This window comes from Rahnella sp. PAMC25559 (assembly GCF_050632365.1).
Lineage (GTDB): Bacteria > Pseudomonadota > Gammaproteobacteria > Enterobacterales > Enterobacteriaceae > Rahnella > Rahnella rivi.
The window spans coordinates 33,453-46,733 of record NZ_CP192544.1 but is presented as its reverse complement, the minus strand read 5'-3'; the positions used below and the strand labels follow the sequence as shown (position 1 = coordinate 46,733).

At 51.1% G+C, this 13,281-nt stretch carries 12 protein-coding genes and 1 tRNA gene; all 13 read right to left on the bottom strand.

What is annotated here, in order from left to right; genetic code table 11:
- Nucleotide 1 precedes the first annotated feature (1 nt).
- Entirely contained in the window at nucleotides 2-856 is an 855-nt protein-coding gene (locus ACQZQY_RS22720) for a S49 family peptidase (RefSeq protein WP_431297264.1), read from the bottom strand.
- Nucleotides 853-2,490, bottom strand: a complete 1,638-nt coding sequence (locus tag ACQZQY_RS22715; RefSeq protein WP_431297263.1) for a phage portal protein — start codon at nucleotides 2,488-2,490, stop codon at nucleotides 853-855. Before ACQZQY_RS22715 ends, ACQZQY_RS22720 begins: the two co-directional genes overlap by 4 nt.
- A complete protein-coding gene (gene gpW, locus ACQZQY_RS22710; RefSeq protein WP_414066300.1) occupies nucleotides 2,490-2,753 on the bottom strand; it encodes a gpW family head-tail joining protein in 264 nt (87 codons plus the stop codon). Before gpW ends, ACQZQY_RS22715 begins: the two co-directional genes overlap by 1 nt.
- A gap of 11 nt (nucleotides 2,754-2,764) precedes the next feature.
- On the bottom strand, nucleotides 2,765-4,873 hold the full coding sequence (locus tag ACQZQY_RS22705) for a phage terminase large subunit family protein (RefSeq protein ID WP_431297262.1): 2,109 nt from the start codon (nucleotides 4,871-4,873) through the stop codon (nucleotides 2,765-2,767).
- A complete protein-coding gene (locus ACQZQY_RS22700; protein ID WP_431297261.1) occupies nucleotides 4,815-5,384 on the bottom strand; it encodes a hypothetical protein in 570 nt (189 codons plus the stop codon). Before ACQZQY_RS22700 ends, ACQZQY_RS22705 begins: the two co-directional genes overlap by 59 nt.
- A 440-nt stretch (nucleotides 5,385-5,824) precedes the next feature.
- Nucleotides 5,825-6,469, bottom strand: a complete 645-nt coding sequence (locus tag ACQZQY_RS22695; protein WP_431297260.1) for a hypothetical protein — start codon at nucleotides 6,467-6,469, stop codon at nucleotides 5,825-5,827.
- A gap of 36 nt (nucleotides 6,470-6,505) precedes the next feature.
- Entirely contained in the window at nucleotides 6,506-7,012 is a 507-nt protein-coding gene (locus ACQZQY_RS22690; protein WP_431297259.1) for a lysis protein, read from the bottom strand.
- Complete coding sequence (locus ACQZQY_RS22685) at nucleotides 7,005-7,502, bottom strand: lysozyme (protein ID WP_183850947.1); 498 nt, start codon at nucleotides 7,500-7,502, stop codon at nucleotides 7,005-7,007. The genes ACQZQY_RS22690 and ACQZQY_RS22685 overlap by 8 nt, the downstream gene beginning before the upstream one ends.
- A 34-nt stretch (nucleotides 7,503-7,536) precedes the next feature.
- Nucleotides 7,537-7,806, bottom strand: coding sequence for an HP1 family phage holin (locus ACQZQY_RS22680; RefSeq protein WP_183850895.1), 270 nt, complete (start codon nucleotides 7,804-7,806; stop codon nucleotides 7,537-7,539).
- Between the two features lie 1,604 nt (nucleotides 7,807-9,410).
- Entirely contained in the window at nucleotides 9,411-9,665 is a 255-nt protein-coding gene (locus ACQZQY_RS22675) for a hypothetical protein (RefSeq protein ID WP_183850893.1), read from the bottom strand.
- Between the two features lie 491 nt (nucleotides 9,666-10,156).
- Nucleotides 10,157-11,307, bottom strand: a protein-coding gene (locus tag ACQZQY_RS22670) for an IS3 family transposase (RefSeq protein ID WP_431295601.1) whose coding sequence is annotated in 2 segments (ribosomal slippage) — nucleotides 10,157-11,073 and nucleotides 11,073-11,307 — 1,152 coding nt in all. Because the reading frame shifts where the segments join, the coding sequence is not laid out codon by codon here.
- Nucleotides 11,308-11,429: 122 nt separating this feature from the next.
- Nucleotides 11,430-12,485, bottom strand: a complete 1,056-nt coding sequence (locus ACQZQY_RS22665; RefSeq protein ID WP_431297258.1) for a DNA-methyltransferase — start codon at nucleotides 12,483-12,485, stop codon at nucleotides 11,430-11,432.
- A 566-nt stretch (nucleotides 12,486-13,051) separates the two neighbouring features.
- A tRNA-Gly gene (locus tag ACQZQY_RS22660) sits at nucleotides 13,052-13,126 on the bottom strand.
- Nucleotides 13,127-13,281: the final 155 nt, after the last annotated feature.

Sequence of the window (13,281 nt, the reverse complement as noted above, 5' to 3'; positions counted from 1 at the left end):
TTCACTCTCCAACCAATTGTAATAAATCGCGGAATGCCGCATCCGGTGAGGACACCTTATCGGCCAGTCCCAGTTGCACACCGTCGCTGCCCAGAAAACAGGCGGCTTCGGTATCACGGACGGTTCTTTCTGCTATCCCGCGATTGCGGGAGACGGTACTCACGAACAGGCGCCCCATTTCATCAATATCTGACTGAATGGCTTTGCGCGCCGTGTCGCTTAATGGCTCATACGGATTGGACTCAGCCTTACGGTCCCCGTAGGTGATGATCGTGACCTGCAGTCCGTCACTTTTAATCTTCTGCGACCAGTCAACGTGCATGACGATGACACCCACCGATCCCACACCGCCGGTACGCGGAACGATAATTTTGTCGGCGGCGCTTGCCAGCGCGTAGGCTGCTGAGTAAGCGCTTTCCGACAGGATGGCCCAGATGGGTTTACTGCCGCGTGAGGCATAAATGACGTCGGCCAGATCAAAACACCCGGCCACTTCACCGCCCGGCGAGTCGATATCAAGGCAAATGGCTTTAACATCGCTGTCGTTAAGCGCCTGAAGAAAACAAGCCCGGATCCCGTCATATCCGGTCATGCCGCTGTAGGGCCTAAGCGTGCCCAGCTTCTGCACCAGCGTGCCCTGAATCGGGATCACCGCAACGCCCTCTACCACGTCATAGCCCGTATCACGGGCCTGTCGGGTAAATGCTCTGTCATCGTCGTCATCCCAGTCAGACATTGACTGAATGCGCGTCAGGCCGAAACGATCAGTCAGCGCGGCCATCACAACTTCGGCTTTGCGGGGATGCAGCGCCAGCGGGGTGTTAAACAAGCGCTGCGCTAAATGGGGTAAATTCACTGTGCCTCCGGATCTTTAATGGTTTGAGGGGCAAAGGTGTCAGCCTGTGCCCATGAAGGCACCGGCAAACCGCGCTCTTTAAACGCTTCGACTTCACGCGCTCGCTGATCGAGAAGCTCTTCCCAGTCTTCGCCGACGTTCTCTGATACTTCCATTTCCAGCGTTGACATGCCGGAGTCCATACCAAGGATTGCGCCTTTTTTCTCAGCAACGGGGTCAACCCAACCGCGGCCCGGTCCCATCCACTGCGCGCGGCAATAGGCCGCTTTGGCTGCCAAAAATTCCGGCGCGCCAGCAGGAAGTGGAACCTCACCGAGATCGTGAAGCTCTTCGATAAAGCTGCTGAAGATGGGTTGAGCAAAACCGCTGGCGAAATCATCACGTCTGCGGGTCAGGGTTTTCCACGCTTCCAGCATCGCGGAGCGAGCTGAGCTGTAATTCACATCAGACCAGTCCTGCGTCAGCTGCTGGGTGGAAATACCCAGTGCAGCGGCCACGTTGCGCAATGCTGCGCTTTCGAACGCCGCAAAATTGCTTGTTGGCCGAGCGGCATTAACGGTGGCAACCTCTTCACCAGGAGCCAAAATAGGCATACGTGCACCGCTTTGCAGTGAAATACGATTGTCTTTATGAAAATCGGTACGCATATCCTGATATTCGAGAACGTCATCCGTTTTGAGGCCGTCTTCGAACAGTCGGGGGTCGTATGGCGAAGTAATGTATGCCCCAAATATGGCATTCAGGATGGATGCCTGAAGTTCTACTTCGTCATATTTGATCAGCATTTTCAGACGCTGAACGATAGGCGTGAAAACGCTGGTACCGCGGTGCTGCCCTGCTCTTTCACTGTCAAAATCATGAACAACTATTGGTCGTCCCCATGCTGTTTCGCGCTTGATGCGTTCCCACGTCATAGTTTTTTCAGCGCTCCACCAGTCGCCCATGTGTGCTTTTCGAATGTGATATGCCACTGGCACACCGTCATCATCGATTTCGACGCCACCGCGAATGTTCAGCATGTCAAAAACCTGCTGGGGATTGCTCAGGCGATCTGGATCAACAATTTGCACCGTTGTGGCATAGCGCGCGCGTCCATGCCCTAGCCGGTCGGTTCGGTATTGCAGGACGCCCAACGCATCCCCGTCCACTAACTTGTGGCGGAACGCCAGACGCAGCATCTGGGACACCGTTTTTTTTCGCTCAACGTCGCAATAACAGTTAGGGTCTTTCGCCCACGTGCGCCAGGCAGCCTCAACCGCTCGCCCATATTCATCCGCCCATTTGGCATCGAAAGCTTTAATGCCGGTTTGCATGGCCAGAGCGCGATAATCTACTTTGGCAATCGGACGGAAGTTTGCGCCGACGGCGTTATCAAGAATGCGTGTGACGCTGCCTGATGCCCATCCGTCATTGCGTGCCATGTCGCGAACGCGGGAAACAATGCGGTCACGGTAGATGTTAACTTCGTTATCCGGCGACCAAAGGGCTGGTTGCCAGTTAGCCATAGAATCGCTGAAGGAATCCGCTGCGTCATAAGGCACGCGGCCTGAGCCGTTGAGCATCGATGCACGGCTATTTGAAGGCGGTAGTGGTCGGCCGTTGGGGCCAAGTATCCTGACTTCACCGGTTTTCATCACCACCTGAACCTTAACGTCCTGCGCGGACGCGGCACGATGCCCAACTGGGCCTGCAGAAGTTGAATAAGCGCGGTGAGCTGACCGATGTCGGTTTGCTGATAGCTCACCGACCGGGTACCGTCGCCCTGCGCATACGAGAATGAAACACCTTTGGCGCCGGACGACAGTTCAAGATAGGCCTGTTGGGCAGCTGTTAACGCCGCCGTCAGCTGGTCACGGGTCAGCGCACCAGCCAATAAACTGGAGTTGGGATCGAACATAGGATTCCTTTTTAATTAGCCAGGCGTTTGTGCAGTGGTTTGCGCTGAGGTTTTTCAGGTTCGGTAATGATGACACCGGGTAAACGCAGATCCTGCTTTTCTTCAGGCTCCGGTGCCGGAGGCAGTAAGGTGTCAGGGTTATTTTCCAAGGCTATCGCTTTGGCGTTTAATTTAAGACCCGCATGGAACAAACCGCACAGGGCGGAGTAAGCGTAAACACGACAGTCTAACGCTTCGTTAGCTTTGCCCGGCGGCAATTCCCACACGCTGTAGCGCTGGCCGGCGGCTTCCTTCATGACTAACCGTTCCGCTGTGAGCTGCGTGAAATACCCCATATCCCGATCGGTTGAAAAGTGCATGTAACCGGGACCGGGCTGCTCTATGTGTAATCGTGAGCGAATGGAATCTTTTGCAGAGTTGACGCCAAGAATGATCGGACGGAATTTCGCACGGGTTTTCGACGTCGGACGCTTATTAGGCCAGATGGGTGAACGTTTACCCCCCGTGGCAGATTCGCCCTTAATCGCCCAAATCCTTCGCCCCAGTCTTTCCTGAGAAAACTCATACACTTTTTGCGTATGGTTACCGCCGGAGTCATGGCAGGCGGCCATGATGGTAAAACCCCGACCGTCTGCGCGGCGCCATACCTGTTTAAGATAGGCGTCCAGCCTCAGCCAGGGTTCAGCCGTTTCAAGATCACCCTCGATCACGTCGAAAGCTACAGACCAGCTTTCCTCGTCTTTGCCCCACCCCACCACCTCGACCTCGAGTCTGTCATTCTGGGTATCGATACCCGCCGTCAGAACAGCCACGCCGTCCGGCACCTCGGCGCTGAATACTTCGCGCCGCGCAAGCAGCACGTCAACAGGAAGGCGCTTTCCATAGTTTGGCCGGTGAGGCAGGCCCATCTGGGTATTCCACCAGGCCAGCTCTTTATCGGGGTCGCCTTTGGCTTTGAGATACTTTTCTGCGATATCCGCCGGCTTATCTTTTTGCCACGGGCTGAATAACTTCGACGCCTGAAAACCGGCGTGGATATTATCGACCCCATGCTTTCCACAGTCCGGACAAATGACCCGGTGAACGGCGTGCCGCTCTGACGCAGACCACTGCCAGACCTTACTGACAGCAGTAACATCATCGGCATGCCATGCCTGATCGTAAAGATTGAGCGGAACATGTCGGGTACCGCAGCATTCGAAAGGTTTTGTCTGATGCCACTGAATTGTTCTCAGCGACCGCAGCCTGTCACCCTCAGACCATCCCGTGCCACAGCTTTCGCAGTGGATCATGGCCTGTTTGGTATGGTGTTTATCGCCGTCTGACGGCCAGTGAATGTGCTTAAAAAAATCTGGGAACTGACGGTGACCGCAGTGCGGGCAGGCCACCGACGCGCGGCGCTGATCGGAATCTTCATAGCTTGCCGCGATCCGGCTTTCGTCTTCCACCGTCGGTGAGCAAGCGCGAACGGATAGCCAGTTCAACCCGAAGGTTGCGGTGCGCTCCTCGGCGAGTGTTATCGGATCACCTTCTCGGGTAATGGGGTATTTATCCACCTCATCGGCCAGCAGCACGCGGATCGGGCGGCGCGCAAGGTTATCAGGACTACCCGCGCCAGCCAGCGCCAGAAAGCCGCCGGTAAAGGATTTATAGAGCAGCGTTTCTTTCGAATTCTTCTGTTTATTGCCGCCGATCAGGTCACGCAGCACTGGGGTTACGCGCACCAGCGGCGTTATGCGCTCTTTTGAAAACTGCTCCGCCGCGTCTTCTTTTGGTTGCAGGAGCAACATCGGGCAAGGATCGAGATGCGCAAAATAACCGAACAGGTTTTCAAGCAACGCCGTCTTCATCAGCTGAGTGCAGCACATCACCGTAATGATATGAACGCCTGACTCTGTCGCGGCAAGCATCGGGCCGCGGGCTATTTCTACGGTTTCGGTTTCCCAGTTGCCGGAGGTGCTGCCCGCTTCTTTCGCGAGTTTACGATAACGGTCTGCCCAGTCCGGCACGCTGATACGCGGCGGTGGCGTCCAGCCCTTCCTGATACTGCTTAAAAGTCTGTCACGTTTCGTCTGTGTTAAATTCAGGTTCGCCGAGTCCGGAGATGTGTTTATGGACATGTTCGATTAACACCTCGGTCATTCTGTCGGCTGGGACATCCAGGTCAGCCGCCATCAGGGGAGCCACCCTTGACGGCCAGTTCATCCAGGCGTCGCGCTGCTGGCGAAACGCCGCGAATAACACAGCTTCAGCAACAGAGAGCTCGACCAGTTGACCATCCTCTTTCTCAAACTCGAGCTTTGTTAAAAGTGCCAGATAGTTTTCTTTTACCCTGCTGGCTTCTTCTCGCGTCATCTCTGCACCGGTCGCCAGCATGATTTCTTTTACCGCCTGCGCAGTGGTTGAGTCGTCTTTTGCTTCGGCGCCAGGCTTGGCAGTTTTCTTTTTCGCCGCGTTCTGAGTGCGCGGATCTTTTCCATCACGCAGAGTTGCCAGAGCTTTATCACTGGCTTCAACATCAATGAGATTTCCCTCGAGCACGATGTATTTGCCCGCTTTAACCCACCGGCCAATCGTCTTGCGATCGACACCGGCATGCTTCGCATATTCAACTTGGGTCATCGTTGTCATGGGACATTTACCTCGATGGGACAGTGGGACATTCAAATGGGACATTATTTTTTGTGTCCCACCCAATGTCCCATGCAAATGTCCCACGTATAAATATCAACAAAGCCACGTGGCGTAAGGGCTGGCAACAGTCATTGCATAAATATGCACGTGGGACATGGGACACAAAATGAAAAATTTATAGCTGGTGAAACTGTGCCGCGCGCAATGCCCGTGCAATAGAAAGGACCGGGGAAGGACCCATTTTTTTCTGAGAGCTTGGGGCTAGCGCACCGTGGGATTTGAGGCATTAAAAAAGCCGCTTCTGCGACTCGGTGTTGAAAAGTGTGGTGGCCGGTGCTGATCTCCGGCTTCATCTCGTTAAGCGTATACCAGACAGGATGCAGTAGGCTCTTAATTTCCCGCGCATCAGCCTGCGCATTCACCACAAACTGATTGTATTACTTTGCTGTCTTCAGTGCCTCATCAAGCGCTTTGCTGATAGTGCTAGGCATCAGTGCTGCTGCCATCTTCTCAGCTCTGTCCATATATCCCAGCGTGGGTTTAACGGGCAGCGCATCCCCGAACCTGATGAGCAGCTTAGGCATGGGGTTCTTTTCGCGGGCGCGGCGCGTGCCGTTGGCCGACCGCTTCTGGCGCTTCTTACCTTTACGTCCCTTCTTCGCCTTGACCCGCTGCCATACGCCGTTGATGCCATCGACATCACCAATGAAGACGTTTGACTTAGCTTTGAGTTGAGAGAGTTTATTGCGTGACAGGTTGCCGTACTTGTTCAGCTTAATGTCTTTGGGGTTAAGCAGCGCCTGGCCATTGAGCTTGTGCACACCGCCAAACTCAAACGGTTCGAGATAACCGGCAGCAATGTCACGAACATAAACTTTCGCTGTCAGGCTATCCCTGCGTGCCCCAACAGAGCCCACGGAATTGACCGTAAATGGTGTGGGATTTTCCAGTTTGCGCTGAAAGGCTGTTTTCTCAGCGGCGGCTATTTGCCTTGCTACACTAGTCAGGGCCTGCGATGTTGCAAACGGTATTTGTTTTTTTAGAGATTGAAGAGCAACAGATAGGTCTTTAAAACCTGCCATCTCATCTCCTTAATAGAAGTGTACAATTAACCATTATCAGTTAATTTTGCATCGCTTCTGGGCTTCAGCGGCATAGCCCTGAAGGTATTGGATCACTTGGTCGTCTTTGATGGCGCTGGCTCGGAGATCGAGAACAGCCCGCCCACCAGCGCCAGAGAGTTCGACTTGTACTGCATCGCCCACGCCGCCGGTTCCGGTAGTGCTGTTCCCGACGAGCTCGCAGGTGGCAAGGTTTGCTGCCGCGATCCGCACCCGGCGAGTGCCGTCAGCAACATCAGCACGCAACCGGTCATTTTTGGCCTGTTCATCGGCTAATTCCTTCGTATGTTTGGCATCCAGTTCCGACAGCGCGGTTTGTGCCGCTTCGGTGCGCTTCTTCTGGTTGGTCAGGTCAATCACTGCCTGATCACTGATTTTCTTCAGCTCTGCGGTGTGGGATTCATTCAACTTAGATACGTCAGTGTCCCAGCGTATTCCTTCAATCCACCAGGTCAGCGCCACGCCGGCCACGAAAGCCAGCACGATCGATAAATTGTTATTCATCCAGCCCCCAGCAGCTCAGTTCGCTTTCCTGATCACGCCTAATGACCTGCCCCGCGCAGTTGTTCGCCCGAATTCGGCAATCTTTCCCATCGTCCCAGATCCAGCGTTTAATCTCTGCGCAAGCACCAAGGCGGTCACCGGCGTTAATTTTTCGGTAGAACGTAGAAGGAAAGCATTTGCTCGGCCCGATGTTCCAAGGGCAGAACGAGGCGATCCCTACCTTCTGGGGAGGAGTAAGCGGAACGTGAATGTTTTTATCTACCCACGACAGCGCTTTGGCCTGTTCGGCTTTGTCGATAGCATCGCACTGTGACCGCGTTAGCTTCATGCCTTTAAGTACATGCTTGCCATTCACATACGTCACGCCGCCGCAGATTGTCCAGATGCCACCTTGATCAGGGTAGGCAATGAGGCTTGTGCCTTCTTTCTCATCCTGAAATTGCCCCATCAGAGCCGGGGCCGAGGCGCCAGCAGCAATCAGCGCCAGCATTGCTGCACTGAGTTTTGTCTTAAGCTTTGCCAAATCAGACCTCGCTGGTTTTCTGTGCGAGATCATTCACCAGCTGAACCGTTGCTGATGGGTTTTTGGCATCAACCTTATCGGCGATTTCTTGGAGTATCCGGGTGCGCTTCATCTGTTCGCGACGATTCAGGAAATACGTCAAAGCAGTAAAGAGCGCCCCGATCAGCACGCCAGCGATAAAGCCCCAATCCTGAAGGGATAAGCTTGCAAAGAAGGCCGTAATTCCAGCACCACCATATGTAGCGTTACTGTATTTTTCGTCCATTTTCATAGTCTCCCCCTCCGGTTTGCCGGTTGGGTGCGTAGTCGAGGGTAATTTAGCGGCGCAGTCCTTTTGCGAAAGGATGAGTGGTTAGCTGATTGACTGGCCGCCAAAACGAGAAAAGGCCGCCAATTTGGCAGCCTTACGTAAGTCATTTATATTGACGTTCATAATCTATATATGGATATCAAATGAAGAAAATTATCTTTGTGGCACTAATGATAGCCAGCTTCTCATGCGCGGCTGCCTATGAAAATTGCAGAGTGGCTAACGGATCTGTAATGAGCTGTGCCGGCTGGGCTCAGTCAGGCTCTGAACCAGTGCTACAAGCTGATGGCTCTTATCACGAATGCACTATAAGTAATGGGCAAGTAACCAGTTGCAGAGGATGGTATCAGGGATCAGCCGCCATTATGCGAGAGGGTAGCTACCGCAGTTGTTCGATATCAAACGGACAAGTAATGAGTTGCGGTTCCTGGTATCAGGGTGAGGCAATCATCGGACGGTGAAACGAACAAACCTTATCGCTGTTGGTGTCCTCACAACGGAATTGAGGGCATAAAAAAGCCACGCAAAAGCGCAGCCCTAAATTTTTTGCCACTTTTCGCAGTGGCCGCGCTCATGCCCTTGAGTCTGTGTCGCTCCTCGCCGCTAATAACCGGTGCTCGCTTGGCGTTCGAGATGCTCTACCGGTATGCCTTTTTCGTTATTAACCCTCACCAGCGCATATTGCAGTTCGGATCTGCATCTGGCTCCCACTATGGGGACTCGGAGTAGCGTCACTACTGTTGCGTTGGCTGATGCCTGCGGTCTATCCATTTACTGGTGTATTTCTAACCTTCAGAAAGCAAAAAACGCATTTCTTCGAGGTTTTGTATTGATTTTAAATATTTCAATGTCTTACGGCTATTTCATCCATTTTTTCACTAATATGTTCGTCAGGCGTCTCTGAGGTGTCAATAATGTTGAAATGGGGCACGGCACCATGTGCAAGCTTTAGGTCTATGGGGTGAACGCCTTCCGCATACCCACCAAAAGATGCCAACATAAATAGCCAAACGAACCAAACCCTTCTCTTCACAGCGCCTCCAATGATTTAATTACCAAGAGAAATCTATATTAGAGGGCATAACGTAATGAAGTGTCTCCTTTATCTAAAGTTGATGATGAGTTTGTTTCGGCAGGCTTGCATTCTTGGTGAATATAACCATATGAGGCATTACAGCAGATTTTTACGGCAATGCTCGTGCGAATGTGCTTTCCAGACACTCCGGTTAATCCCATCTTCGCAGACTGAAAAGCATTGTTTGGTTGTTGCAGTGCCGGGTGCCTCCCGGTGAACCGTTGATAAGCTAACCGTGGTCCGCTGTCTTCACTACGAGGGCTCAGCTTATTAGCCCTACCGCTTAGGTAGGATTCACCGCAACGACACAAACTTATCATATGTGCCGATAAGACTAAAACAGCTTGGAATTCTTAGACTGTACAAATAGTCTCTGACTGATACCGGCTCGGGTATTAATAAACTCCTTATCGCTTTTGCTGTCCTCACAACCGAATTGAGGGCAATAAAAAATCCCGTCCGCAGACAGTCTTCCGAAAGTTCTATAATACTATGAAGTTACTGAACTCATGAGTTGCGACCACTCTTCTATCTGAGGACGATAAATGAATTTAGCCTCATCAGGTTCGAAAAGGCTTGGACCTTTAACTATGCATGCTATGCAGGGAAACTGCTCAGGCATTTGAGCTAATAGCTCCCGCTCAAGTAAGTTGGGATCAAATAATGGACTCAACCCTTCATCTAAACGCAGAAAATCATGTGTCATCCACAATTTGTATTCAAGTTCGTTTTTTAACAGTTTCATAGCCCCTCCTTTTTTTCTAAAAAGGATAGCAATGATTCTGCTAAAGGGTAATGAATTGACACATTTTTGACAGGATACCTGCGGCAGCCATTGAGCCTTGACTGTTCTAGTCGAAGATCCCGAATAGCCTGGCCCACTCTACAACCTGAGAACGGTAGACAAATTGCAAAGCTTCAGGCTCTAAAGGGCTTGGACCTTTTACTACGAAAACAATGCATGGAAATTGATCGGGCATCTGATGCAAAAGTTCTCTTTCTAACTCATCGGGCTCGAAAACGGATGGGTATTTCTCATCAAGATGAAAGTAATCTTTCTCCATCCATTGTCTATATTCAAACTCAGTATTTAGTAGCTTCATGCAAATCACCCCACGCTAATGTCTATGAACAGGATAGCAGGCATCAGGCTACTGAACGATGATTTAGATCCACACTCTCGCAGTGTTAGATTGAGTAACGGGCATTGGTAAACCATGAATAGACCCTAGTTTCCTAGACTGTTCCGTGCCTCATGAACCAGGCACTTTCATAAACTGCAGGGGCTTGATCCTCACAGGCACTGTGGCGGCGTTTAGCATTATAAAACATCTCGACATAATCGAAGATATCCGCCTTCGCTTCTTCCCTATTTTTATAGATCCGTTTCTTTATGCGTTCCCGTTTTAGCAACTGGAAAAAGCTTTCTGCCACTGCGTTGTCATGGCAATTACCCCGACGACTCATGCTGCTTTTTAAATTGTGAGCTGTCATAAAATGCTGACATCTTTCGCTCGTATATTGAGAGCCCTGATCTGAATGGATTAATACTTCTGCCGTTGGTTTACGTCGCCATACCGCCATCAATAATGCATCCATTACTAACTCAGCGGTCATTCGTGCGCCCATGCTCCAGCCGATAACCCGGCGTGAGAAGAGATCAAGAACAACAGCCAGATACAGCCAACCCTCATGCGTCCTTATATAAGTCATGTCACTCACCCAATGCGTATTTGGGGTTGGGACAACGAACTGGCGTTCAAGGTAATTTGGACTGGCAAAAGAAGGCTTTCCGCCACCGTAATAGAGTCGTTTTCGGTATCCAGTCTGAGATGCTAGTTCAGCGAGCCTCATCAGGCGCGCGATCCTGTTACGTCCGACGCATTCACCCAGATCTTTCATATCGAGCCAGATTTTTCGATAGCCGTAAACCGTACCGCTTTCAAGCCACAGTTGTTTAATCAAGCCTGTTTGCCGTTCATCTTGCCGGGTACGCAAAGATTTAGGCCGCTTTAGCCACTGGTAATAACCGCTGTGATGGAGGCCAAGAACCAGGCATAACCTGCGTACAGCATAAAAGGACGACATTTTTTTAATGAAGGCGTACTTCAGCCTGACGTTCTTGCAAAGTACGCGGCGGCCTTTTTTAAGATATCCCGCTCTTCAGTTACTCGCTTAAGTTCTTGCCTGAGGCGCTTTACTTCATGCTGAAGTGCATCGTCCTGCTTACGCTGCGGCTCGGGCTTCTGGTAGCGCTTAACCCAGGCGTAAAGACTATTAGTGGATACACCAAGTCGAGAGGAGACCTCAGATACAGGGTACCCCTGCTCAGTGATCTGTTTTACGGCTTCAATTTTGAATTCTTCAGTGAACGTTTTGACTGACATAAACACTCCTTCATTAGGCCTCCATTATGAGGCAAAAAAGTGTCTACGAAACCCGGGTCTATTCAGTCCTCCGCGAATAGAGGGCATAAAAAAGCCCCAGAAAATGTCGGGGCCGTAATGTGTTATGAGGTATTCGACTGTTCAGGGAATACTTCTCCCAACGTCTGGGTATAACGTTCCTCTTCTAGTTCCACGCCCAGCGCGAAACGTCCCAGCTTGATGGCCTCTTTTATCGTGGAACCTGATCCCATGAAAAAATCAGCCACTACATCACCCGGTCGGCTGCTGGCGTTGATGATGTCTCTCATCATCTCGGCTGGCTTTTCGCAAGGATGTTTACCGGGATAATAAGGAACTGACTTATACGTCCACACGTCAGTAAACGGTACGAGACTCGTCACTGTGAAAGGCCGCCGCAATCGCTTTAGCTCATCCACCAGATCCGCATAACGTCGGGATAACGAATTATATTCAACGACCAACTGATGATGAGGAAGTTCCAGCTCTTGCCGGGCATGCTTTTCGCGGGCTACGCGATCAAATAAGCCTTGAAGCGCCAGATAGTCTTTCTCGCTGGGTAATTGCCACTGACTCTCACTGAACCAATGCGAAGCCATTTGCTTACCAGTTGCCTGATGAATTTCTTTAGCACTGATCCCCAACGCTTTGCGGGCATCACTAAAATAATCAACCAGAGGCTTGAGCGTATTTTTACGTTGTTCCTTGCACTGCGTGGAATAATTTGATGCCTTACCTCTATGTGGCCCGCTGTAATGCTCAGCAAAGAGGATCCGCTCAGTGGCTGGGAAATACGACCTCAAGTCTTCTTTGTGCTGCCTGTTCCACTGCCCAGAAGGTTTGGCCCAGATGATGTGGTTCAGAATTTTGAACCGCTCACGCATCAGTAACTCAGTGTCAGCAGCCAAATGCGAACCGCAAAAGACGTACAGGCTGCCAGATGGCTTTAGTACGCGCCAGAACTCCGCAAACATCTCGTCAAGCCATGCCAGATAAGCTGACTCGTCAGGCCATTGATTGTCCCATTTACATGATTTAACCCTGAAGTACGGAGGATCCGTGGCTATCAGGTCAATGCAGTTATCAGGTAAGGTTATGATGTATTGGAGTGAGTCAGCACAAATAATATTTATACTGTTTAAATTCACAGTGTTTTTCATGGATCAGAGACGCCCTTTTTGATAGGCTCCATTTGCTGTGTGCACATCAGCAATGGGCCTAGGTTCGCTCGTGACCAACTAACGGGCGAATGGCGTTCACGATGTTATCAGCATCATGTACGCCGCCCATTCCACAAACAAATAAGCCCCGGCAAATGCCGGGGCTTTTCTTTGGAATAAAAAAGGCCGCCAACTGGCAGCCATTAATACGAGAAAACCGCATGAGGCGGGCTTGGGTTTACATTCGGCTGAGCGCTGAGAGTGTGAAGGGGATCGATAGTGCGTATCGTTTACCCAGCGCTCATGCGGATATATTTTTCAAATTTAAGGAGTATTCAGATAATTCTCCTTTGTCGGAAGACTCCGATCGAACTAAGTAAGCTCCCCCCAAGTCATTCACTTATTTCATTTTGCAAAGCCTCGCCAGATAAGAGTATCAACCACATTCGACTGAGCGCTGAAACGGTGCGGTCACAACGTGATGTTGATGAAATCCCAACGCTCATGCGAAAGCACTTTCCAACCACTCCGGGTTATCCCTTCTTCGCAGATTGAAAAGCATTGTTTGGAGCGGGCAGTGGGAATCGAACCCACATCATCAGCTTGGAAGGCTGAGGTAATAGCCATTATACGATGCCCGCAAATTTTGCGGCCGACACTTAAGCCTAGGACCTATATCAATAAAATTGCTACATGGTCCATCGGCCTGACTTACTGAGCTAAAGAGCCTAGTGGCGCATTCTATACACCTGAAAATACACGCACAATACTTAAGGCAAACTTTAGGATAGTCCTC